The organism is Acinetobacter sp. TG2027 (genome assembly GCF_000302435.1).
In the GTDB taxonomy this organism is placed as follows: domain Bacteria; phylum Pseudomonadota; class Gammaproteobacteria; order Pseudomonadales; family Moraxellaceae; genus Acinetobacter; species Acinetobacter pittii.
The window spans coordinates 25,972-50,528 of sequence record NZ_AMJN01000005.1 but is presented as its reverse complement, the minus strand read 5'-3'; the positions used below and the strand labels follow the sequence as shown (position 1 = coordinate 50,528).

The 24,557-nt window shown below is 39.6% G+C and carries 21 protein-coding genes; 6 read left to right on the top strand and 15 right to left on the bottom strand.

What is annotated here, in order from left to right; genetic code table 11:
* Positions 1-7: 7 nt before the first annotated feature.
* From tatC to B806_RS0102085, 3 genes are read right to left on the bottom strand one after another with little or no spacing between them, the layout of a single operon-like run.
* The gene (gene tatC / locus B806_RS0102095; protein ID WP_017402557.1) at positions 8-778 is read right to left on the bottom strand and encodes a twin-arginine translocase subunit TatC; all 771 of its coding nucleotides are present in this window, start codon (positions 776-778) and stop codon (positions 8-10) included.
* Positions 775-1,212, bottom strand: coding sequence for a Sec-independent protein translocase protein TatB (gene tatB, locus B806_RS0102090; RefSeq protein WP_017402556.1), 438 nt, complete (start codon positions 1,210-1,212; stop codon positions 775-777). The genes tatC and tatB overlap by 4 nt, the downstream gene beginning before the upstream one ends.
* Positions 1,213-1,224: 12 nt before the next feature.
* Complete coding sequence (locus B806_RS0102085; protein ID WP_002114991.1) at positions 1,225-1,443, bottom strand: Sec-independent protein translocase subunit TatA; 219 nt, start codon at positions 1,441-1,443, stop codon at positions 1,225-1,227.
* 252 nt (positions 1,444-1,695) lie between these two features.
* On the opposite strand from B806_RS0102085, the gene B806_RS0102080 reads away from it, so the two are divergent.
* Positions 1,696-2,571 carry a permease gene (locus B806_RS0102080; RefSeq protein WP_017402555.1) on the top strand — a complete coding sequence of 292 codons (876 nt, stop codon included), beginning with the start codon at positions 1,696-1,698 and terminating at the stop codon, positions 2,569-2,571.
* Positions 2,572-2,764: 193 nt separating this feature from the next.
* On the opposite strand, the gene rdgB is transcribed toward B806_RS0102080, so the two are convergent.
* The 7 genes from rdgB to B806_RS0102045 all read right to left on the bottom strand — a co-directional run bounded on the left by rdgB (position 2,765) and on the right by B806_RS0102045 (position 11,219).
* Positions 2,765-3,391, bottom strand: a complete 627-nt coding sequence (rdgB, locus tag B806_RS0102075; protein ID WP_017402554.1) for an RdgB/HAM1 family non-canonical purine NTP pyrophosphatase — start codon at positions 3,389-3,391, stop codon at positions 2,765-2,767.
* Between the two features lie 174 nt (positions 3,392-3,565).
* Positions 3,566-4,153 (bottom strand): tetratricopeptide repeat protein, encoded by a 588-nt coding sequence (locus B806_RS0102070; protein ID WP_005804213.1) that lies wholly within the window; start codon positions 4,151-4,153, stop codon positions 3,566-3,568.
* Entirely contained in the window at positions 4,150-4,743 is a 594-nt protein-coding gene (metW, locus tag B806_RS0102065; protein WP_017402553.1) for a methionine biosynthesis protein MetW, read from the bottom strand. Before metW ends, B806_RS0102070 begins: the two co-directional genes overlap by 4 nt.
* Positions 4,743-5,903: a homoserine O-acetyltransferase gene (locus B806_RS0102060; RefSeq protein WP_002114709.1), complete on the bottom strand. Its 1,161-nt coding sequence runs from the start codon at positions 5,901-5,903 to the stop codon at positions 4,743-4,745. Before B806_RS0102060 ends, metW begins: the two co-directional genes overlap by 1 nt.
* Positions 5,904-5,986: 83 nt before the next feature.
* Entirely contained in the window at positions 5,987-7,684 is a 1,698-nt protein-coding gene (gene leuA / locus B806_RS0102055) for a 2-isopropylmalate synthase (protein ID WP_005066113.1), read from the bottom strand.
* A 458-nt stretch (positions 7,685-8,142) separates the two neighbouring features.
* Positions 8,143-8,826: a Fe2+-dependent dioxygenase gene (locus B806_RS0102050; protein WP_017385720.1), complete on the bottom strand. Its 684-nt coding sequence runs from the start codon at positions 8,824-8,826 to the stop codon at positions 8,143-8,145.
* 104 nt (positions 8,827-8,930) lie between these two features.
* The gene (locus B806_RS0102045) at positions 8,931-11,219 is read right to left on the bottom strand and encodes a TonB-dependent siderophore receptor (RefSeq protein WP_017385721.1); all 2,289 of its coding nucleotides are present in this window, start codon (positions 11,217-11,219) and stop codon (positions 8,931-8,933) included.
* Between the two features lie 415 nt (positions 11,220-11,634).
* On the opposite strand from B806_RS0102045, the gene tig reads away from it, so the two are divergent.
* The 4 genes from tig to B806_RS0102025 all read left to right on the top strand — a co-directional run bounded on the left by tig (position 11,635) and on the right by B806_RS0102025 (position 16,056).
* Complete coding sequence (gene tig / locus B806_RS0102040) at positions 11,635-12,969, top strand: trigger factor (protein WP_002114878.1); 1,335 nt, start codon at positions 11,635-11,637, stop codon at positions 12,967-12,969.
* A 193-nt stretch (positions 12,970-13,162) separates the two neighbouring features.
* The gene (gene clpP / locus B806_RS0102035; protein ID WP_002114870.1) at positions 13,163-13,768 is read left to right on the top strand and encodes an ATP-dependent Clp endopeptidase proteolytic subunit ClpP; all 606 of its coding nucleotides are present in this window, start codon (positions 13,163-13,165) and stop codon (positions 13,766-13,768) included.
* Positions 13,769-13,873: 105 nt separating this feature from the next.
* A complete protein-coding gene (clpX, locus tag B806_RS0102030) occupies positions 13,874-15,187 on the top strand; it encodes an ATP-dependent Clp protease ATP-binding subunit ClpX (RefSeq protein WP_002114726.1) in 1,314 nt (437 codons plus the stop codon).
* Positions 15,188-15,339: 152 nt separating this feature from the next.
* Positions 15,340-16,056, top strand: a complete 717-nt coding sequence (locus tag B806_RS0102025; protein WP_002115030.1) for a DUF2846 domain-containing protein — start codon at positions 15,340-15,342, stop codon at positions 16,054-16,056.
* A gap of 25 nt (positions 16,057-16,081) precedes the next feature.
* Here the strand turns inward: B806_RS0102025 and B806_RS0102020 are convergent, their stop codons facing one another.
* From B806_RS0102020 to B806_RS19100, 5 genes are all read right to left on the bottom strand, one after another.
* Positions 16,082-16,636: a DUF2059 domain-containing protein gene (locus B806_RS0102020; RefSeq protein WP_017385722.1), complete on the bottom strand. Its 555-nt coding sequence runs from the start codon at positions 16,634-16,636 to the stop codon at positions 16,082-16,084.
* 143 nt (positions 16,637-16,779) lie between these two features.
* A complete protein-coding gene (locus B806_RS0102015) occupies positions 16,780-18,306 on the bottom strand; it encodes a fumarate hydratase (protein WP_017402552.1) in 1,527 nt (508 codons plus the stop codon).
* Positions 18,307-18,534: 228 nt separating this feature from the next.
* Positions 18,535-20,679 carry a phosphate acetyltransferase gene (gene pta, locus B806_RS0102010; RefSeq protein WP_017402551.1) on the bottom strand — a complete coding sequence of 715 codons (2,145 nt, stop codon included), beginning with the start codon at positions 20,677-20,679 and terminating at the stop codon, positions 18,535-18,537.
* A 45-nt stretch (positions 20,680-20,724) separates the two neighbouring features.
* On the bottom strand, positions 20,725-21,927 hold the full coding sequence (locus B806_RS0102005) for an acetate kinase (protein ID WP_005066132.1): 1,203 nt from the start codon (positions 21,925-21,927) through the stop codon (positions 20,725-20,727).
* Positions 21,909-22,028, bottom strand: coding sequence for a hypothetical protein (locus B806_RS19100; protein ID WP_079380912.1), 120 nt, complete (start codon positions 22,026-22,028; stop codon positions 21,909-21,911). Before B806_RS19100 ends, B806_RS0102005 begins: the two co-directional genes overlap by 19 nt.
* A 660-nt stretch (positions 22,029-22,688) precedes the next feature.
* Here B806_RS19100 and edd point away from each other — a divergent pair.
* The gene (gene edd, locus B806_RS0101995) at positions 22,689-24,542 is read left to right on the top strand and encodes a phosphogluconate dehydratase (RefSeq protein ID WP_017402550.1); all 1,854 of its coding nucleotides are present in this window, start codon (positions 22,689-22,691) and stop codon (positions 24,540-24,542) included.
* Positions 24,543-24,557 lie beyond the last annotated feature (15 nt).

Here is a 24,557-nt window from a genome sequence, read left to right as displayed (position 1 = left end):
AATCATTTTATTCAGCAGAATGGTTTTTTCTTTTCTCAATAATTTTACCAAAGAGTAGGCCAAGTTCGAAAAGCAACCACATTGGGATGGCTAACATCACCATTGAAATTGCATCTGGTGGGGTAATAAACATCGCTACAAAAAAGCATCCAACAATGATAAAACGTCGCTTTTCAGCAAGGCTTTTTGTATTTACCACACCGATTAAAATAAGGAGGAGCGTCGCGATTGGAATTTCAAAAGTCAGTCCAAATACTAAAAATAACTTTAAGCAGAAGCTTAGGTAGCTATTAATATCCGTCATCGGTGCAACAGTTTCAGGCGATACACTAATAAAGAAATGTAAAATTGCCGGAAGAGTAATGTAATATGCAAAAGCAACACCCGCATAAAACAAGACAATACTACCGATGAGTAATGGTAGTGCTAAATGACGTTCTTTTTGATACAGCGCTGGACGAACAAATGACCAGATTTCATACAGAATAAATGGCATTGCCAGCACAAGTGCGACAAATAAATTGAGTTTAAAAGGCGCCATGAATGTTGCAGTGACATCTGTTGCAATCATTGAGGAGGAGGTTGGAAGTTGCAGCCTCAAAGGTTCAGATAGTAATTGGTAAGTATTATTTCTAAATGGTAATAAGCAAAAAAATAAAAATAAGGTTACTCCGACAATCCTAAATAAATGACGTCGTAAAACGACCAAATGGCTCATGATTGGCATTTGGTCTAAATTTTCCTGATTATTTACAGTGGTTGAAGGCAGTTGGTTCATACGGCAATCTTCAATTTAACAGGTGATGTCTCTGAAATATCAGTTGGTGATGCTAAAGGCATAAATTTTCTAATGTATGGGACTTTATAATGGCCTGATATAGGAAGACATATCCGAATAGATTGGGGTGCTGATTTGGTTGCCTCAGCCTTATCTATATTTTCAGAAATATTTTGCTTTTGAATTTCTTCAAGCTGTTGTTGTACTTTACGTTCTAGTGCTTCAATGCGGTTGAGTTCTTCTTGCATTTCTTTTCGAAACTCAGAAAGACGCAACTCTTGATCAATCTCATTTTGCAAATTGGTAATATAACGTTTTAGGCGAACATACCAACGACCAGCAAAGCGTGCAGCTTCTGGAAGTTTATCCGGGCCTAAAACTAAAATTGCAATAATTGCAAAACAGAGTAGCTCTGTCATTCCTACATCAAGCATGGTCGAAAACCTTTAGCTTTTTACTGATGTGCTGTCAGGTGTTTTGACTTGGGCATCAATTGTACGTGGAGTATTAAGAGCAGTAGTCTCATCTTCTTCACGAACTGATTTTTTAAAGTCTTTTACTGCACCGCCTACGTCTTTACCGATATTTTTTAATTTCGACGTACCGAATAATAAAATAACGACAATTGCAAAAATAACGACATGCCAAATAGATAAACCGGCCATGATCTTATACCTCTTTTCAGTTTGCTTTATATCAACAGGTTGCCATGACAGGAATGTGACATTTATATGTCATTTTTAAGACAATGAATGATTGTCAAAACCTAAAAAGTTCATTTTATAAACTGAATATCTTCTTTTTTTATTTATACATAGTTTGAAAAGAGTCACTTAAATTACTTGAAATGGAGAGTACATTTCATTTTGAAAAGGTGTAGCATAGCAAGCTGGTTTTAATGAGCAAGAGGAGAGAGCGTGGCGCTACTACTGCCTGTATTGGCATTTATCACAGGACTTCTACTTGCTCAGACTTCTCTTTCAGAAACGTTAAAACCTGTTCTTTCAGCTTGGCTTTCCCGCTTACTGATTCCAATTGTTATTATTTACAACATGGTATTTTATCAGCCAGGTAGTTTGAGTTTAATGCTGTTTAGCTCTGGTTCAGCATTTCTTATTTTCTTTGCTTATTTAGCTTTATTTAAAGACAGATTATTAGCACTATGCGTGAGTTATACCAACATGGGGTGGCTTGGCTTTCCGTTTGCTATGGCCTTATTTGGACCTGATGCTACAGCTCCTATTGTTGCGCTATATATTGGAGTCTCTCTTTTTGGCAATGCGTGGGCTGTTACGGCAGTCACCACTGCACCACAAAGTAAGCTCAACATATTAAAAAAGGTTTTAACTTCTCCACCGTGTATTTCAATATTTTGTGCACTTTTACTTAGGTCGTTAGGTGCTCAACATATCGAGCATCCTGCTATACATTGGGTATATGAAGTTGCCAAGTTTGTGATGACTTTTGCTGGTATGTGTGTGCTGGGAATGTGGCTACGCCGTACCCGAGTGCATTTAAAAGACTTAATTTACAGTACAAAAGCTCAAGCATTTAAAGTAGTGTGCGGGTTTATTCTTTGTGGCTTAACTTATAGATTTTTACCCATTCCAAATATCAGTCAGCAAATTGGAGTGATGTTTTTAATGTTCTGTCTGCCGCCAGCAGCCAATATTGTAGCGCTAGAAACACATTATCAAGGGACGGGAAGATCGGCGGCTTATATTGCCTCAGGGACGATTGTGAGTTGTATTTTTATTGCGATTTATGCGGTATTTTTGCATTTCCCACTATAATTAATTTAAAAATTTTTCCCCTATATCTGCTTGTGCGAAGGCGACATGGATGCCGCCAGTTAGACTGTGGTACATGAACGTACCATCAGTCTAACAAAAGATTTTTGCTTACTTTTTCATCTTTGAAAAGTAAGGTCTGCCTATACAAAGTTTAATATATTCTAACGCTGCATATTGTGGCCATGTGATCAGCTTACTTCTGTAAGCTCTCTCTAAATAACTGCATCGCTTGTCCACGATGACTAATCTTATTCTTATCTTCTTTAGATAATTCAGCGCTAGACACTTGTAGCTCAGGTAACCAGAATAGTGGGTCATAACCAAAGCCATTTTCACCACGTGGCGCTTCTAAAATTTCGCCGTGCCAAATGCCTTGGAAAATTTGTGGTAAAGGATCTTCAGCATGAGTGACTAAAGCAAGTACGCACACAAACATACCTTCAATTACTTCACCATTTTTACGGTAGGGTAAAAGGTCATTTAATAATTTGGCATTGTTGGCTGCATCGTCACCATGTTCTCCAGCATAGCGTGCAGAATAAATGCCAGGTGCACCGCCTAAAACAGGAACACAAATGCCTGAGTCATCAGCCATAGCAGGTTTACCTGAAATTTTAGAGGCATGACGAGCTTTAATAATGGCATTTTCAATAAAGCTTAAACCATCTTCAATTGCATCAGGAATATTAAGGCGACCTTGAGGAATAATTTCTACTGGTAACTTAAGCTGTTCAAAAAGTTTTTCAAACTCTGCGACTTTACCTTTGTTATTGCTGGCAAGAACTAAACTGCCCTGATCAAACCAATGTGGGGTAGACATAATAAAACCAAACTTTATAGCTAATATCAAACATCAGTTATGTTACGTGTTTTTTGGAAGGGGATATAGAGGAAAACAAATAGAATATAAAATGGGACAACCTAAACTAAAGCCACCTTGTAGAGCATACAAGGTGGCTTTAGTCGAGTAAGGTTTTTTACGGATGAACCGTTATTATTGTGCTTGAATCCATTTGTCCGCACGGTCACGTGCTGTACGGATTTGTTCTTGAGTTAAGTTCGCTGCTAGAGCAGTTTTCTTACCTTCAGATAGGCTAATCACTTTATTGTCGAGCATGCCATCACGAGTTGAAAGCTCATACCATTGGTAAGCACCAACGTAGTTTTTCTTTTGCTCTTCCATCATCGCAAGGTTATAGCTTGCACGGTTATCGCCATTGCTTGCTGCTTTTTCAAAGTATTTACGAGCCATAGACTCATCTTTTTTAACACCAATACCGTCGGCATACATGCGGCCTACGTTTAATTGTGCTGGCGATAAACCTTGATCCGCTGCTGCTTTAAACCATGCGAAAGCCTGTTTGTCATCTTTTGCTACATCTTTACCATATTGATAATGTGTACCAAGATAAAACTGTGCGCCTGCTTGACCAGCTTTTGCTGCTTTCTGAAGATCGTTAATCCCCATTGTTGAAAAACGTGCAGCCTGACTCGCAACCGATTGTGGCTGGGCGATATAATCTGCATGAGCCTGCATACTTAGCAGTCCTGCAAATAGTGTGCTAAATAATGTCTTTTTCATAGTGCACTCACTCGATAAATAGCGACTTCACCAAACAAATTCGGAACATGTTTGCTTAACAGGCTTCCCTGCTGATTTCCATTGACGGCGAGTCGATTAATAATTTGTATCTGATTTTCAGCACATAGTGCTTCGAAATCTTTAAATGTACATAAATGAATGTTGGGAGTGTTATACCACATATATGGTAGAGCATCCGATACAGGCATCATTCCTTTTAATGCAAGAAAAGAGCGAGTCTTCCAATGTGCAAAGTTTGGAAAAGTAATAATTGCCTGTTTACCCACACGCAACATGTCTCTTAATAAAACATCGGGTGCATCTACGGCTTGCAAAGCTTGTGCCATAACCACATAGTCAAAGGACTGGTCTGCAAAGCGGCTTAAGCCGAGATTCAAATCTTGTTGAATAATATTTAACCCGCGACTGACGGCAATTGCAATCTTTTCTTGATCAATTTCTAAGCCATAAGCACGAATTTGATGCTTTTGGCTCATATGAGCGAGTAATTCACCGTCACCACACCCTAAGTCGAGTACGCTTGAGCCGGGTTTAATCCACTTTTCTGCCAGTTGTTGATCAATACGCATTAGCTTGCCTCCAGTGATGTCGATTTTAAGTGTTCTTCACCGCCTAAGAAAGCGCGCATGGTTTTGACATACAGTGGAATCGGGAATAAGAACGAGTCATGGCCTTGTTCAGCATCAATGTCGAGATAACTTACTGGCTTATGATTGGTAATAAGTGCATCTACAATTTCTTGTGAGCGGCTTGGTGCAAAACGCCAGTCAGTTGTGAACGAGACAATAAGGAACTGGCATTTAGTTTTACCCATCGCTTCAGTTAAAGAATGACCGTACTCACGTGATGGGTCAAAGTAATCTAAAGCTTTAGTCATGATGAGATAGGTATTGGCATCAAAGTTACGGCTGAACTGTTCACCTTGATAACGTAAATAGCTTTCGACTTGAAACTCGACATCAAAACCGTACATAAATTTGCCAGATTTTAAATCACGGCCAAATTTTTGTTTCATGGCTTCTTCTGAAAGATAGGTGATATGACCGACCATGCGAGCCAAAATTAGTCCGCGTTTCGGATAACTATCATTTTCTAAATAACGGCCATGATGGAAATCTGGATCAGACAAGATTGACTGACGAGCAACCTCATTAAATGCAATATTTTGTGCTGAAAGCTTTGGTGCACTGGCAATAATCACACATTTTTGTAGGCGGTCAGGGTAGTCTACGGACCATTGTAGTGCTTGCATGCCTCCTAATGATCCACCGACCACTGCATACCAGACATCTACACCCAAACGGTCAGAAAGCATGGCCTGAGTTTTAACCCAGTCGCGTACCGTTACTAATGGGAAATCAGGTCCATAAGGACGGTTATCGTTTTCAGGATTTGGTGAGGTCGGGCCAGTTGAGCCATTACACCCACCAATATTATTTAGCGAAACTACAAAAAACTTATTCGTATCAATTGCCTTACCCGGGCCAATACAACTATCCCACCATCCAGCTTTTTTATCATCTTCGTGGTGATAACCCGCTGCATGATGATGTCCGGAAAGAGCATGACAGATTAAAATTGCATTTGATTTATCAGCATTTAAAGTGCCGTAGGTTTCGACCATTAGTTCAAAACGTGGCAAAACACGATCACATTCAAGGTGTAATGGTTCTTCAAATTGGAACTTTTGCGGAGTGACTAACCCCACTGAATCAGCTGGAAAAGACACGGGAACATTTCGCCTTTTAAATCTTTCAGGAATAAAAAGAAAGGATACCAAGCTAGGTATCCTTTCCAAAGTCTTTTTTTTAATTAAACAGCGGCGGCAACAACCTGATCTGTACTTAAAACACCTTGATCAATCAAACGGTTGGTACACGCAATAATTGCTTCAATAGATGAGGTGACTGTATTGTCATGAACACCGGCACCAAACGAACCTTTACCAGTACCTTTTACTTGAAGTTCAATTAAAGTTAAGGCTTTCGCATTTGCACCTGAACTAATACTACGTTCTTCATAGTTCAATACGTCAATTGGTAATTGAAGAGCATTTAAGAATGCAGAAATTGGTCCATTACCTTCACCACGAAGTTGTTGTGTTTCACCTTCGACATCAATATCAAGTTCGATAATTTGAGTGCCATTAATGTCAGATAACTTGTAGTGTTTGACTGTGTAGTGATGATTCTTCACATCAACATACGCGTCTTTAAATAACGTCCAGATCTCTTTAGCGTTAATTTCTGTACCGTTCTCATCAGCATATTGTTGAACAACCTGACTGAATTCGATTTGCAAACGACGTGGCAACACAACGTTGTAGTTTGATTCTAATAAATAAGCGATACCACCTTTACCAGACTGACTATTTACACGAATTACAGCATCGTAGTCACGGCCCAAATCTTTCGGGTCGATTGGTAAGTAAGGCATATCCCAGATTTCTTCGTTTTTCTGGTACTCGAAGCCTTTTTTGATCGCATCCTGATGTGAACCAGAGAATGCAGTAAATACCAAGTCGCCTGCATATGGATGACGAGGGTGTACAGGTAAACCAGTACATTCTTCAACCGTTGCAATCACTTCATTAATATTAGAAAAATCTAACTCTGGTGCTACACCTTGGGTGTACATGTTCAATGCAATTGCTGCAACGTCAACGTTACCTGTACGTTCACCATTACCGAACACACAGCCTTCAACACGGTCAGCACCCGCCATAATGGCAAGTTCTGATGCAGCAATACCACAGCCGCGGTCATTGTGGCAGTGAACAGAAATGATTACGCCATCACGACGCGCCAAATTACGATGCATCCATTCAATTTGGTCTGCATAAACATTTGGTGTAGAAACTTCTACAGTCGCTGGCAAGTTTAAAATCACTTTATGATCTGGACGTGCATCCCAGATTTCTGTGACGGCATCACAGACATCTTTAGCGACTTCTAATTCAGTTGCAGAGAAACACTCTGGGCTGTATTGGAAAATCCAGTCAGTTTGAGGATATTGAGCCGCATACTCTTTAACTTTTTGAGCAGCATTAATTGCTAATTGTTTTGCGCCATCAACATCTACATTCAACACCTTTTGACGGAAGGTTGGAGAGTTCGAGTTATAAATATGCACAATTGCGCGTTTAGCACCTGCCAAAGATTCAAAAGTACGTTCAATTAAATGGTCACGTGCTTGAACCAAAACCTCAATGTATACGTCATCAGGAATATGATTTTCTTCGATCAACATACGAGTAAAATCGAAGTCAATTTGAGATGCAGAAGGGAAACCGATTTCAATATGTTTAAAACCGATTTTTACAAGCATTTTGAACATTTTAAATTTTTGTTCCATGTTCATCGGTTCAAAAATTGCTTGGTTACCGTCACGTAAATCCGTACTCATCCAGATTGGCGCTTTTGTAATTTCGTTATTTGGCCATTGGCGATCTGGTAAATCCACACGCTGGTACATACGGCGGTATTTTTTGCTAGGGTCAGCCAACATCATGAGAAAACTCCTTGTCTCGTAGCGCGGTTGCTCTGGATATATTTAAAAGGCAACGTCTCTACTTAATATATGGTATCTAATTCAGAAAAATTAAAGGTAATTTTGAAGTGCTGCTTTAAAATGCAGACAAAATTTTTATACGCGCGCTTGGCGCAGCATCAGGAGTTGCAGATGATGTCTTGCTTGAGTAGGCTGGGCAAACAAGTAATTCGTTTTCATCTCTAGACCGTGAAATAATAAGTTTGGTGGTTTGCAGGTAATCTTGTTATTTAGATATATCACATCTAAACAATGATTACACCTTGTACGAAATTCTTATCATAATTTTAGTTAAGTTGTTTAGAAAATAATTTTCTAATTTTGCGCTGTTTTGTTTTTTTGGGGAAATAATTTTCATATTTTTGCCTTATTAAGGTAAAAAAGATTATCTGGTCTTAAAAAGGCAAAAATAAATATAGTTACAGTTCTGACCACATACGGATTAAATTATGATAAATGTTGGTCAGCTTCATGACTTCTGAATAGTTATCGCCGTGTGATTTACGTAGTTCTCGAATGCTCTCATCAAGATTAAATAAAAGATGACGTTTACTATCGTCACGGACCAAACTTTGTACCCAGAAAAAAGAAGCAAAACGAGTACCTGTGGTAATGCTACTGACTTCGTGCAGGCTAGTAGACGGGTAGAGCACGACATCACCTGCCGGTAATTTAACTTCGTGATAACCATAAGTGTCTTCAATCACTAGGTCACCACCTTCATATTCATCTGGTTCACTTAAAAATAATGTGCAAGATAAATCAGTGCGTAGCTGTTCAGAAGTTCCACGGATAAGGCGAATCGAGTTATCTACATGGAAACCAAAGCTTTCATGTTCATCATAACGATTAAAAAGTGGTGGAATAATTTTGTGGGGTAGGGCTGCGGCCTGAAACACTGGATTTTGCCAAATTGCTTTGATGACAAGATCACTTAAATGATGAGTAAGTGGGTCCTGTTCGGAGAGTTGCTGATTTCTTTTCACTGAAGCAGACAAGGTGCCGGCAGTCACTTTGCCACCTACCCAATCGGCATCTTCCATGAGCTTACGAAACTCGGCAACTTGCTCTTTGCTTAAAACACTGGGGATATGATGAATCACGGCAAACACCTTTTAAGATATATTCTATTTGTAAAAATAGCCTCATGATGAGGCTATTTTATAGAAACTAAATGAAATCCATAAAAATATTATGGGATTTAGGATTAATATTTAAAGTTAATTGCTAACACTGCGTTACGACCTTCACCCTCATTTGCATAATGAGCTGCATGGGCACTAGTAAAGTAACGTTTGTCAGAAATATTATTAACATTTAATTGTAGATCTACATTTTCATCAACTTTATACTGAACCATTGCATTGTAAATAGTGAATGCAGGTAAGATTTTGGTTGAAGTCAATGCGGTATTTGGATTTGTGTTTGCATACACTTGGTCACGGTATTGTGCACCTGCGCCTACGGTTAGTTTTGGTAGAACTTTATAAGTGGTCCATAAGCTTGCACTATTTTTTGCAACGAATGGTAGAGGTTTGCCTTCTTGAGCAACAGCATTGTAGGCAGCTTTTTCAACTTCACTATCAAGATAGCTATAACCTACAGCCATTTCCCATTTATCGGTAATATGACCAGTTAAACCAAGCTCAAAACCATCAACTTTACTTTCACCAGCATTGGTTGTGGTGTTTGCATCAACTGCAATACGCGTATTTTGCTTTTCGGTACGGAAAATTGCGGCTGTAACATTCGCGCGATTTTCCCAAAGGCTCCATTTTGTTCCCACTTCATAAGTACGAGCTTTTTCTGGATCTAAAGCCTGATTCGATGCAGACAGGCCATCAATATCAGCATCCATACCTACTGGGTTAGCAGCGGTAGCATAGCTTGCATAAATACTGCCATGTTCAGTTGGACGGAATACTACGCCAGCTTGATACGAGAAGAAATCAGAGTCATTGGTATACACAGTTCCAGCAGGCGTAGTAGTGCTGCCACTTACGTAGTCCTTATTGAACTTTAACTCTGAATCGAATTTATCCCAACGCGCACCTAAATTGAGCAACCAGTATTTATTGAATTCAATGCTATCTAAAGCATAAATTGATACTGTTTCATTGGTTGATGTTCTTTGTTTTGGATTCGTTGTTAATGAACCTAACCATGGGGCATTCCCAGATGGATTTGTTAAACTGGTACACCACCCATCATTATTTTTACATGTATTATCAAAGCCAGTTGTCGTTGTTCCCTTATAACCAGGGTAGATGATGTTATATGAGCCACGTTCAGTCTCTTCACGACTATATTCAGCACCTACATTAAAACTATGTGTAAGCTGACCAGTTTGAAGTTTTCCGGCTAAAGATAGTTGATCTGTGAACGCTTCTGTTTCACGAATAGATTGTGTAACACGGCGCCAAACTTGATTTTTATAAATGTTGCTCTTAGAGTCATCTGGGTTAGTGTAGATATAGTCTGCTTTAGAGCGGCTATAGCTTGCTGTGTTACTAAGTGTTAGATCATCATTAAAGTCATGTTCTAACTTCAATGAGCCAATATGGTTTTCGCGTTTGTCGAAATCACGCGCTTTCCAACCATAATATGCTCCTTGCTTAACAGCGACAGGCTTACCATCTCCTTTTTCTGCACCAGCAGGAACATTTGATTTCGGTGTACCATCATTATTAACAAGGTTTGGGTTATTGAATGGAATACCTGAATCAGGTTCATCATTACTTTTTAAGAAGTAATAGCTTAATGTAGCTCGGTTTGCAGAACCTAAGCCGAGCGCTAGGCTCGGTGCAATACCAACACGAGCGTATTCGGCTCCATTACTTTGACCAGGTTTGTCATTTTCATGGCCCATAACAACAACACGGCCAGCAACACCATTGCCAAAGTCTTTGTTGGCATCAAGCTGAATATGACGGTAGTTGTCTGTACCACCCGCAACAGATCCTTGATAAACATTACCTTCATGGGCAATTTTTGGAATAAGGTTAATGCTGCCACCAATCCCGCTTCCCCCAGTTAAAGCAGAGCTTGAGCCCTTGATGACTTCAACTTGTTCAATCGCAAACATGTCACGAGTTTGAGCTGTTGCATTACGAACACCATCAACATAAATAGAAGATTGGCCGTTATAACCACGAATATAAGGAATATCTGTATATGGAACGCCGCCTTCACCAGCACCAAGTGTAATACCTGGTTCATTGCGTAGAGCTTCGAGTAGGGTATTTGAATTCGTTTCTTGAAGTAGCTTTTGGGAAAGAATTGACACCGATTTTGGCGTATCTTTTAGCGGAGCTACAAATTTCGCGTTCGCAGACTGATCTATTTTCAATGATTCTGCTTGATTTGCTTCAGCATGCACATTAATAGTTTTTAATACTTCAACTTGTTCTTGTGCGATAGCAGCGGTTGCTATCACAGAGAGAGAAGAAGCAATTGCAGACGATACAATTTTCTTGCGGGTTTTGATGAAAGACATAATTTCAGGACTTTAAATCATAAAGGTTATGCGAATAATAATAATTCTTATTTATATGTACAGTTTGTGTTAATTGGATTTGTCGATAGAATTGTGAAGGAAATGTGAAAGGTTGGATGGGTTTTAGTATTAAAAAATAGCTAATTATTTGATTGTGTTTAATTGTTTTAAAAAGCGATAAATTTATGAAAAATGATTGTAAATTTAGATTTATAAAGAATAACTAAAAAATTAGTTTTACTTAAGTGCTTATGAAAAATATTTAAAAAATCATAAAATTACTGTGAAATTTACTAGAATAATGTTCTTCACTTACATGAAGTGATCGGTTAATTTTGTATATCTTGAAAGTTGTCATATAATACAGCACTTTTTTAAAAACTGTTCCTACTAACTAATTTTTATCGAGGAAGCCATGCAAGTAACGACTGAAGCGGTTTCGGGCGTTGCCCGTCGTTTAAATGTGTCTGTACCGACGAGCCGTATTAACGAGCAATTTGAAGCTCGTTTGAAGCGCACTGCCAAAACTGTGAAGATCAACGGCTTCCGTCCAGGTAAAGTACCTGAAAACGTTGTTCGTCGCGAATACGGTGCAAGCATTTATCAAGAAGTTGTAAATGACATCATTCGTGATAGCGTTTTTGAAGCAATTCAACAAGAAAAAATCAATGCGGTAGGTATGCCGAACATTGAGAAAGTTGAACATAAAGAAGACGCTTTAGTTTTTGAAGCAACTGTAGAAGTTTATCCAGAAGTTGAAGTAAAAGCATTTGACGGCTTAGAAGTTGAACGTAAATCAGCTGAAATCAAAGACGCTGACGTTGACGCTATGATCGAAAACTTGCAAAAACAACGTCAAACTTGGGCTGTAACCAAGGGTATGGCGAAAAAAGACATGCAAGTGACTTTTGACTTTGAAGGCACTATCGATGGTGAGAAGTTTGAAGGCGGTTCTGCTGAAGACTTTAAACTTGTGTTAGGTTCAGGTCGTATGATCCCTGGCTTCGAAGATGGCATCATTGGCATGAAAGCTGGTGAAGAGAAAGTAATTGATGTTACTTTCCCTGAAGATTACCAAGCTGAAAACTTGGCTGGTAAAGCAGCTCAGTTCAAAATCACTGTGAAGCAAGTTGAAAAATCTAAACTTCCAGAAATTGATGCTGAATTCTTAAAAATCTTCGGTGTAACTGAAGAAGAAGGCGTTGAAAAGTTAAAAGCTGACGTTCGTAAGAATATGGAACGTGAAGTTCGCAATGGTTTACGTAACCAAGTTAAACAAGCTGCTTTTGATGCTCTTGTTGCTGCGAACGAAGTTGAAGTTCCAACTGCAATGGTTGCTCAAGAAATTGACCGTCAACGTCAACAAATGGTTCAACAGTTCACTCAACAATTTGGTGGTGCAGGCGCGCAATCTTTTGACAAGAGCATGCTTCCTGACGAATTGTTCAAAGAACAAGCAGAGCGTTCTGTTAAGCTTGGCGTATTGGTAAGCAAAGTTTTAGCTGATGCTAAACTTGAAGTTGACCAAGCTCGCGTTGATGCTTACATTGACGACATGGCTTCTTCTTACGAAGATCCAACTGAAGTGATTGAATACTTCAAAAATGATGCTCAACAACGTGCTCAAATCGAAGCAGTTGTATTAGAAGATCAAGTTGTTGATCACATCTTAGCTGGTGCTAAAGTGACTGACAAAGCTGTATCTTATGATGACTTATTGAAAGAACAACAAGCTCGCCGTATGGGCTAATCTTTTAAGAAGTCAGAAAAAGGCGCCTGAGGCGCCTTTTTTGTTTTTCTTTATGTGGTCAATTAGAGTGCGGCATTAAGTACTTAGGTATAAATAATATAATATTTCAGTGCGAACCTTTTGCAATTTGAGAAATTATCCCGCATATTGTTGCCATAGGTTAAGTCACAAAAAATTTAGGAATAAATAACGTATGTATGTTCCAACAATTGAAAATGCTTTAGTTCCTGTTGTGGTTGAACAATCTTCTCGCGGCGAACGTTCTTTTGATATTTATTCACGACTTTTACGTGAGCGCGTCATTTTTTTGACAGGTGAAGTTGAAGATAACATGGCAAATCTGATTGTTGCCCAAATGTTGTTTTTAGAAGCTGAAAATCCTGATAAAGATATCCACCTTTATATCAACTCTCCAGGTGGATCTGTGACAGCGGGCATGGCCATTTATGACACAATGCAGTTTATTAAGCCTGATGTCGTGACATATTGTATGGGTCAAGCTGCTTCAATGGGTGCATTCTTGTTAAATGCGGGCGCCAAAGGCAAACGCTATTGTTTAGAAAATGCCCGTGTCATGATTCATCAACCATTGGGTGGTTTCCGTGGTCAAGCATCGGATATTGAAATCCATGCGCGTGAAATTCTCTTTATTAAAGAACGTTTGAACCGCTTAATGGCAGAGCACAGTGGTCAAGACTATGAAACCGTTGCTCGTGATACTGACCGTGATAACTTTATGACAGCCCAAGCTGCTAAAGAATATGGTCTGGTTGATCAGGTGTTAAGTAAGCGTCCATAAGGACCGTCTTATATAAATAACTTGAGATGTTGAAAAAGATCTCCATTTAGTTATTTATGCAGTGCATCTTGCCCTAATATTTAAGATTCTATTTGTGGAGTGAATATGTCCGAACATCCTCAAGGACAAAAACATTGTTCATTTTGCGGTAAAACGCAGTCTGAAGTCGGGAAACTGATTGCGGGTGAGGACGCATATATTTGTAATGAATGTGTGGATGTCTGCTTAGACCTTGTACAAACCAGCCAACAGGTTGAAGCGGGTGACTGGGCGAGTAAGGCATTGCCAAAACCACATGAAATACGTGCTGCGCTTGATCAATATGTTATTGGTCAAGATCTTGCCAAGAAGACACTCTCTGTTGCGGTTTATAACCATTATAAACGCTTGAAAGTTGGTCATAATGGTCATGTGTCTAAAGAAGTAGAAATTGCTAAAAGTAACATTCTACTGATTGGACCTACTGGTTCAGGCAAAACTTTACTTGCGCAAACATTAGCTCGCCTTTTAGATGTTCCATTTGCGATGGCAGATGCAACAACATTAACCGAAGCGGGTTATGTGGGTGAAGATGTTGAAAATATTGTGCAAAAGCTTTTGCAAAAAGCAGACTACGATGTAGAGAAGGCTCAGAAGGGCATTATCTATATCGACGAAATTGATAAGATTACTCGTAAATCTGAAAATCCATCAATTACGCGTGATGTGTCTGGTGAAGGTGTACAACAAGCATTATTGAAAATGATTGAAGGTACAGTTGCTTCGATTCCACCTCAAGGTGGTCGTAAGCATCCACAGCAAGAGTTTATCCAAATTGACACCTCAAATATCTTATTTATTTGTGGTGGTGCATTTTCTGGTTTGGAAAAAATTGTACAACAGCGTCAAGAGAAAGGCGGTATTGGTTTTACAGCTGACGTTAAAAACAAAGATGAAACCAAAAAGCTTGCTGAATTGTTCCGTCAGGTTGAGCCAACTGACTTAGTGAAATTTGGTTTAATTCCAGAATTCATTGGTCGTTTACCAGTGATTGCGACACTTGAAGAGTTAGATGAAGAAGCTTTAATGCAAATTTTGACTGAGCCAAAAAATGCATTAACACGCCAGTATCAATATCTTTTCACTATGGAAAATGTTGATCTGATCTTTGAAGATTCTGCATTACGTGCTGTTGCTAAAAAAGCGCTTGAACGTAATACGGGTGCGCGTGGTCTACGTTCTATTATGGAAAACGTACTGCTTGAAACTATGTATGATTTACCAAGTCGTACAGATGTTGGAACAGTCATTATTAATGAAGCAGTCATTAATGGTGAAGCAGAACCTGTTTATCAGGCTGAACGCCAACCTAAAGAAGCTGCAACGCATGAAAGTGTCGCTAAGGCAGATTTAAAGGTTATTGATTCGAAGTCTGCATAGATTTCATTCATCTAAAAAGCATGAATCGCGTTAGTGATTCATGCTTTTTTTGTTTTCAATTTATATGGGTAGTGTTAATCTTAAAAATACAAAATACGCATAGTTTTGCGGTGTAAAAAATAAATCAAAAACAAAACGCTTTGAGGGATGCCATGCGTTATTTAATCGTATCTTTGTGCTGTGCAGGACTATTTGTGGGCTGTCAAAGTTCATCTCATTTAGAAAAAAATCCGAGTGAATTGACTGCGACTCTACCTAAAGTTGATGTTGAAAAAGAACCTGGTTTATTAGATCAATATCATTTAGGCGGTTTTACTGTGGGAGGGTGGGTCAACCAAAAATTGGGTCAGACTTTTGCTCCAATTAAACCACAAAATGAACAGGCAGCTGTAGTTTATCTATATCGACCAGACACAAAATGGAATCGTCAGGAAATCGCAGCGATTAATCTCTTTGTGAATGGTAAGCGCATTCCGAGTCTATTACATAATCATTATTACTGGATTGAGTTGCCAGCAGGAACGTATCGCCTTTCTGCGAGTCGCCCTTTACTTGGTATCCATTTTCAAGAACCAAAATATATTGATATCACTGTTGAGGCGGGAACGTCTTATTATTTGAAATATGATGAAGAAAATAAAATGGACCGCAGTGAACATACTGGTCCATTTATGTTAATGCAAGACAATATTGGACGTAGAGAGATAGCATTTACCGAGCTTAAATCTTCTAGCTATAATTTTGTGGCTGAAGATGCTTCAGGAAAGATCCGTCATAAACCACAAGAATTAAAGCCAGCCAAATATGATGAAAAATCAGATGTACATCTGATTAAGCCATTTAAATTATGGAATCCTTTAACTTGGTAATGAGCTGCAAAAGATAAAGAAAAGTTTAAGACTTTTCTTTATCTTTCATCAACGGTGCAAGAATTTTAAGTATCTCTTCTTGCATATGATCTCGTGCTTTAGGGTCATTAAATGTTTGCTGTCCCAACTCCATCATATATTCTGAAATTTGCCCCATAATCTGTACGTTTTTGCGCGTAATTGATTGGCCTTCTGGGGTTTTTAAAAATTTCAGATTAGCCTGAATTTCCTCTTCAGTATAAGTCTTAAGATAAATATCCTGTAAGGCTTGAGCTGTTTTTGGGTTACTAATGAGCTGATTGCTCGAATCTTTTAAGAGTGAACCTAACTTCTTCGCGGCCTCTTTTTCTTTTGGACCTAAAGTTTTGATACCCGTAATATTACTAACGATCTGTTCTGCCTGTTGATCATAGTAAGGCGTTAATTCATTAATTGATTCTTTAAGCAGATAATCAATTTGGCTCATTTGCATGAGTTCTTTAACAGAACTTAATTTGGCAGGAGAGGCAAATAAGCTTGTAGTAATACAGCTTAGGCAGAGGCTGATTGAGAGATTTTTAAGAATAGGGCGAATAGTCATGAAATGACCTATATTCAATATTTGGCGAGAGGGTGCTTTCATTAATAGCACAGATTGACGAAGTAATTGTTACAATTCTTTTCAGATTTTAAAATAAAAAAAGAATGCATAAAAAAAAGCACCGAATTCGGTGCTTTTCTTGATTAGCCAGCTGCTGCATCGACTACTGGAATTTTTCCAATTTTCGCTTGCCAGATTTTTGGAGCTACTGCGTGAATTGAAGTACCGTTTACATCAACTGCAACAGAAACAGGCATATCTTCAACTACGAATTTGTAGATTGCTTCCATACCTAAGTCTGCAAACGCAACAACTTCAGCTTCACGAACAGCTTTAGATACGAGGTAAGCCGCACCACCAACTGCCATTAAGTAAGTTGCTTTGTTGTCTTTGATTGCTTCAATTGCTGTAGGACCACGGTCAGCTTTACCGATCATACCGAATAGGCCAGTATGTTCTAATACTTTACGTGTGAATTTATCCATACGTGTTGCAGTTGTAGGGCCAGCAGGACCAACGACTTCATCACCCACTGGATCAACAGGGCCAACGTAGTAAATAAACTTACCTTTAAGATCAACTGGTAATTCTTCACCATTGTCGATCATTTCAACCATACGTTTGTGTGCAGCATCACGACCTGTGTACATTGTTCCGCTAAGAAGTAATGTGTCACCTGGTTTCCAAGAGTCCATTTCTTCTTGGGTAATGGTATCAAGGTTTACGCGTTTAGACTGTGAAGAATCCCAAGTTACAGAAGGGTAGTCTTCAAGTTTTGGTGCTTGGATATGAGCTACACCTGTACCATCAAGCTGGAAGTGAGCATGACGAGTAGCAGCACAGTTAGGAATCATACCTACTGGTTTACCAGCAGCATGACATGGGTAATCTTTAATCTTAATATCAAGAACAGTCGTTAAACCGCCAAGACCTTGTGCGCCAATACCAAGTGCGTTTACTTTTTCAAAGATTTCGATACGAAGTTCTTCGATTTTGTTTTCTGGTCCACGGCGAAGTAATTCGTCCATGTTGATTTCTTCCATGAGTGCTTCTTTAGCAAGCATCATGGCTTTTTCAGCAGTACCACCAATACCAATACCGAGCATGCCAGGAGGACACCAGCCTGCACCCATAGTTGGAACAGTTTTAAGTACCCAGTCAACAATTGAGTCAGATGGGTTAAGCATCGCAAGTTTAGATTTGTTTTCTGAACCGCCACCTTTAGCAGCAACAGTAATATCTACTTTGTTACCCGGAACGAGTTTGTAGTGAATTACAGCAGGGGTATTATCTTTTGTATTTTTACGACCAAATGCAGGGTCAGCAAGTACAGAAGCACGAAGAACGTTGCTGTTTTCAAGGTAACCTTGGCGAACACCTTCATTTACTGCATCGTCTAAGCTCATCGTTAAATCAAATTTAACATTTAAGCCCACTTCAAGGAAAACGTTAACAATACCAGTATCTTGGCAAATTGGACGATGACCTTCCGCACACATGCGAGAGTTAATTAGAATCTGTGCAATTGCATCCTTTGCGGCTTTGTTTTCTTCGCGATCATAAGCACGGCTCATCGCTTGGATAAAGTCTTGCGGGTGATAGTACGAAATAAACTGTAGGGCGTCCTTGATCGATGTAATCAAGTCATCTTGTTTGATAATCGTTGTCATACCAGAAAATCTCTTGAGCGGGCTGTTAGCTAGCGGGCTAAATTATATGACAAAAAGACAGTGTTGTGGGAGATTGGTTGATCTTTTGACCGAAAGTCGCATAAGAACATATTGATGTGATTTAAAAGAGACAGATCGGAGAATTATTTATTTTTGAATGACTAAAATAAAAAAAGCCATTTGAGCGGATATCAAATGGCGAGAGGTAGTAAAGGTTAATTATATTAATTATTTGGCAGTGGCTTGTTGTTCTGCCTGAATTGCCGTTAACGCAATGGTAAAGACGATGTCATCTACCAATGCTCCACGAGATAAGTCATTAACAGGCTTGTTTAGGCCTTGCAGCATTGGTCCAACGCTCACAACATTTGCAGCACGCTGTACTGCTTTATATGTCGTATTACCTGTATTTAAGTCTGGGAAAATAAATACATTGGCACGGCCAGCAACGCGTGAGTCTGGTGCCTTTTGACGTCCCACACTTTCAACGGAAGCTGCATCGTATTGAAGTGGACCATCAATCAGTAAATCAGGACGACGTTGCTGAGCAATTTGAGTTGCTTGCTGTACTTTTTCAACATCTGCACCTGTTCCAGAAGTACCAGTTGAGTAGCTGATCATGGCAATACGTGGGTCAATCCCAAAAGCTTTCGCTGAGTCAGCCGACTGAATTGCAATTTCAGCAAGTTGTTCTGCTGTCGGGTCTGGATTAATCGCACAGTCGCCATATACATAAACTTCATCTGGTAAAAGCATAAAGAATATTGATGAAACCAGTGAATATTCAGGTGCTGTTTTGATGAGCTGGAATGCTGGGCGGACCGTATTTGCTGTGGTGTGTACCGCACCTGAAACTAAGCCATCGACTTGATCTAAGGCTAACATCATGGTGCCAAGCACTACAGTATCTTGAAGCTGTTCTTTCGCTTGAAGCTCATTGAGTTTACCTTTACGTAGCTCAACCATTGGTGCAACGTATTGATCACGAATGCTATCAGGATCAATAATTGCCAATTCGGCAGGTAATTCAATACCGCGTGCTTTCGCAACATCGTGCACAGCATCTGGTTTAGCTAATAAAATACAGTCAGCAATACCACGTGCCTGACAAATTGCTGCAGCTTGAATGGTGCGTGGTTCATCACCTTCAGGTAACACAATCCGTTTTTTAGCTGCAATTGATTTTTGCACCAGTTCATGACGGAAAGCCGATGGCGACAGGCGAGGGGTAGCGGCATTGTTGCTGTGCTGCTTAAGCCATTCAACATCAATATGACTTGAAACAAATCGAGTCACTTGCTCAGCTCGTTCGGTATCGTCAGTTGGAATCTCATTGCCAAAATTAGATAAACGCTGAGCAGTTTCAAGTGTATTTAAACGGGTATGTAAAATTGGCAAACCTTGTTTAATTGCACTTTGGCAAAACTCTAAAAGCTCTGGTGCTGGTGCTTCTCTTTCGGTAAGTACCAAACCTGCAAGAGGAATACCATTGCTGGTTGCCAAACTACTTGCAAGTAAAACGTCGGTACGCTCAGATGCGCTAATAATCAATTCGCCTGCAATAAACTTATTCAGTTCATATTCAATGCTTGAAGCAATTAAACTCGAATGCAAAATACGACGTGTTTTCGCTTCACCTTGATGTACCCATTGCCCATCAATGACATTTGCAATATCAAGTGTTCTTGGTACGCTTAACGTGTTGCTAAATGGAACCAGCCCAATAATCGGTAAATCACTAGAACCAAAATAACGATTATATTTTTGCAGTTCAGTCGTAAATTTTGCGATTTCTTCAGTCGGTCGTAACGATGGATCAAACGCAACAGGAATTTGAGCTGTTTCTTCGGTTAATCCACGGGTACGCATAAACAGTACACCAGCAGTACGATTTGATGTTGCTCCACCAAACTGGCGTAAATGAGCATCTACTTTTTCTGCTGCTTTTTTCGGGTTTTGAATATCTGCTGTACTAACTAATACAACTTCTGCATCAAGTGCTTGTGCAAGACTTGCGTTGAGCTCACTGGCAAAGTGGTCTTGTCCGTTAGGTAATAAGCCTTCCACAATAATGACATCGTGGTCTGCTGCAACGCTACGGTGAAGGCTAACCGCTTCTTCAAGTAATTCATCTACTTCCCCAGCGGCAATAAGCTGAGTTAATTTTTCATGCGAAATAGATTGAACGGTTTTACTTTGAAATAAATGACCGAATAATGAAGTGGTTCGGTCAAGATGCTCTTGGTCTTCTTGAGAAAATGGTTTTAAAAAGCCTGCTTTAATGCCGTTGCAATCAAGAGCGTAAATCATACCTAAGCAGGCAGAGGTTAAGCCAACCCCTTCACCTGTAGGAATCAATAAAATTGTATTCATATAAACCTATAAATAAACGAATATCGAGTTTTCGCTAAGCTCTAATTAAGCAAGGCTTGCTACAGATGCTGTATTTTCTGCCGCTTCAACAACTTGACGAGTTTCTTTGGCAATACGGCCTTCTTCATCTGTAGGAATGACCCAAATTTGAGGTCCTGTTCCGTTGTCGATTCGGCCTTCAGTGCCGCGTTTTAGGTTGTTGTTTTGATCTTTATCAAGCTGCAAACCAAAATGAGGTAAATACGCTAAGGTTTTTTCACGAATATAAGCTGAGTTCTCGCCAATACCGCCCGTGAAGATTAAGCCGTCTAAAGTTGGCAAACCACAGCTTAATGCAGCAAGTGATTTTGCTAGGCGATAGCTAAACACTTCAATTGCAAGACTAGCATCTTCGTTGCCATTTTCAGCAGCTTCAATGACTGTACGCATGTCGTTAGAGAGTTGTGATAAGCCTAGTAAGCCACTTTCGTTATTTAAAACTTTATCAATTTTAGCCAAGTCCCAACCGAGATTTTTCGCAAGGAAGCTATGTAAGCTTGGATCAACGTCACCACTACGCGTTCCCATCACTACGCCTTCAAGTGGAGTGAGACCCATAGAGGTATCAACACTTTGTCCATTCCACACTGCGCAAGTTGAACTGCCGTTTCCTAGATGCGCTGTTAACCATCCACCTTTTTTAAGGTTACCTGCTAGCTCACTCGCTTTATCAGACACATAAGCATGGCTTGTACCATGGAAGCCATAACGACGAACGTTGTGGTCAGTATATAAAAACTTAGGAATTGCATAACGGTATGCATGCGGTGGCATGGTTTGATGGAATGCAGTGTCGAATACGGCAACTTGAGGTAATTCAGGAAATAGACGTACGGTTGCGTCAATACCAATTAAATGTGCTGGGTTATGAAGTGGGGCTAAAGGTGTCGCAGCACGAATACGTTCAATAATTTCAGGAGTGAGTAATTCTGCTTTGGTTAAACTACCCCCGTGTACAACACGATGTCCGATTGCTTGCGGTTTGTAGTTGGCAAGACGTGCAAGTAAAGTTTCTAAAGCTTTGGCATGGTCAGCATAAGGGATTGAAAGTTCAAGTGGTTCACCACCTACTGTAATTCCCTTAATACGAGCATCAGCTGCCCCCAAGTTTTCTGCTAAACCGTAAATACGATCTTCACGACGCTCTGAAACCAGTGCGTATTTAATAGATGAAGAGCCGCAATTGATAACTAATACTGATGTAGCCACGTTGAAATACCCAAGTCCTGATTTAAAATAGTTTTCCTAACTTCCTGTTCAAGATGTATTATTTTTTGATACAGATTGAACGGGTTGTCATGTTTTAACATGTGTTGTTTTTCTGTCCAAGATAGACTTTAGCCCATTAGACTTAAGCACTATCGACCATCAAATTATTTGTAACTAATATTTGTCCAGTATAAAGCTTAACCACTGTATTCCTTGTTTTTTTTATGCGTGTTGAAACGAGTTTTTTGTATATATTTATAAAAGGTAAATTTCTATTTAATGTATTTTTCAAATATTTGATATAAATTTTTTAAGAAAAAAGAAGTGGTGTTATTTTAATCAAACTATAGGGGAGTATTACAAATAATATACGTAAATGAAATTAAATTTTAATCGTTTATATATAGGTTAAAATATATAAATCATAAACATTTTTAATATAAAACTTAGTATAAAAAAGCCGGTATCAATACATTTATAAGAATATTTTATTGCTTTGATATTATGAGAATTTTCTCGTAGTTATTAGAAGCTAATATACCAGTAAATATAGTCAAAAATAAAACCAGCTTCTTGTTTAAAACTTAAACATAATTTGTATTTAATACCCATGCTCCGGTATTACCGTAAAATTTACTAGGGCTTGCATGTCGCTTTTTGCCTTAATAATATTGTTCCTTCCCCTTATCAAATGATGATGAAATATATCATTTGGTCTATTTTTATGTTCCGGCTTATCCGGTTGTACAGGAGCGTCCAGCATGGACTTGCCGAATCCAGTATTGGCAAAAGTGACCGAGCGTGTAATCGCACGTAGTCAAAAAACTCGTTCTGCATATTTACAACGTATTGAACATGCACAAGGCAAATTTCCTGCTCGTGGAGCACTTTCATGTGCCAATCTGGCTCATGGTTTTGCCAGTATGGACGATAATGAAAAATTAATTATTAAAGTAGGCCGTGAACCAAATATTGGCATCGTATCTTCATATAACGAAATGCTGTCGGCTCACGCACCGTATAAAACATTTCCAGATTTAATTAAAAATGCCGCTCGCGAAAATGGGGGAGTAGCGCAGTTTGCAGGTGGTGTTCCTGCGATGTGTGACGGTATTACCCAAGGTAATGCTGGCATGGAACTGTCATTGTTTTCTCGTGAAACCATTGCGATGAGTACAGCGATTGCATTGTCTCATAACATGTTTGACGCAGCTTTATGTCTTGGTGTTTGCGACAAGATCGTGCCGGGATTGCTCATTGGTGCTTTGCAGTTTGGCTATTTACCTACTATTTTTGTGCCAGCTGGCCCAATGACCAGTGGTCTATCTAACGATGAGAAAGCTAAAATTCGTCAGCAATTTGCGACGGGTCAGGTTGGCCGAGATGCTTTGCTAGAAGCTGAGTCAGCTGCTTATCACGGACAAGGGACTTGTACTTTTTACGGTACAGCCAATAGTAACCAGATGCTGATGGAAGTCATGGGCTTGCATTTGCCAAGTGCCGCATTTGTTCATCCTCATACACCATTACGTGATGCACTCACCGCAGAAGCGGCGATTCGTGTACTTGATTTAACAGTTGAGCGTGGAAACTACACGCCGATTGGTCATGTTGTCGATGAAAAAGCAATTATAAACGGTATTGTGGCGTTACTCGCTACAGGTGGTTCAACCAACCACACTCTACATCTTATTGCGATTGCTCGTGCCGCTGGCATCTTGATTGACTGGGATGACTTCGATGAGTTATCGGCTGTTGTTCCATTGCTCGCAAAAATCTATCCAAATGGTAAAGCTGATGTAAACCATTTCCAAGCTGCGGGTGGGGTCGCTTTCCTCATTCGTAACTTACTTGAAGCTGGCCTGTTGCATAACGATGTAACGACTGTAGCTGGTAAAGGTTTACAGCACTACACCAAAGAACCAAAACTGATTGATGGCAAGCTCACTTGGGTTGACGGTGTGGTTCAAAGCCTTGATGACAAAGTTCTACGTAGCATTGACGAGCCGTTTCAACCAGATGGTGGCTTGCGTTTAATGCAGGGTCGTTTAGGTCGTGGTGTTATCAAAATTTCTGCTGTTGCGCCAGAACATCGCAAAGTTAAAGCTCCAGCAATTGTGTTTGATTCTCAAGAAGCAGTACAAGCTGCATTTGATCGTGGTGAATTACACAGAGACTTTATTGCGGTTGTTCGTTTCCAAGGTGCGCGTGCTAACGGTATGCCTGAATTGCATCGTTTAACGCCTGTGTTGGGTGTTTTACAAGATCAAGGTTTCCACGTTGCTTTAGTCACTGATGGGCGTATGTCTGGTGCTTCAGGTAAAGTTCCTGCGGTGATTCATTTATCTCCAGAAGCCTTACTAAATGGGCCGATTGCTAAAGTTCAAACAGGCGATATGTTAATCATTGATGCCGAAGCTGGCGTACTCGATGTTGAAATAGAGGACGGTGTATGGCAGTCGCGCCCTGTTGCACAGCCAGAACATCAGGCAGAAAACGAAGTTGGCTTTGGCCGTGAATTATTTGGTGTTTTCCGTGCTGCTGCTGCGCCAGCTGAACATGGGGCATCTGTATTTGGTGCATTAGTTGGTGAAAATTCACCAGAGCAGATTTGAGTCAAAGGAACTGAA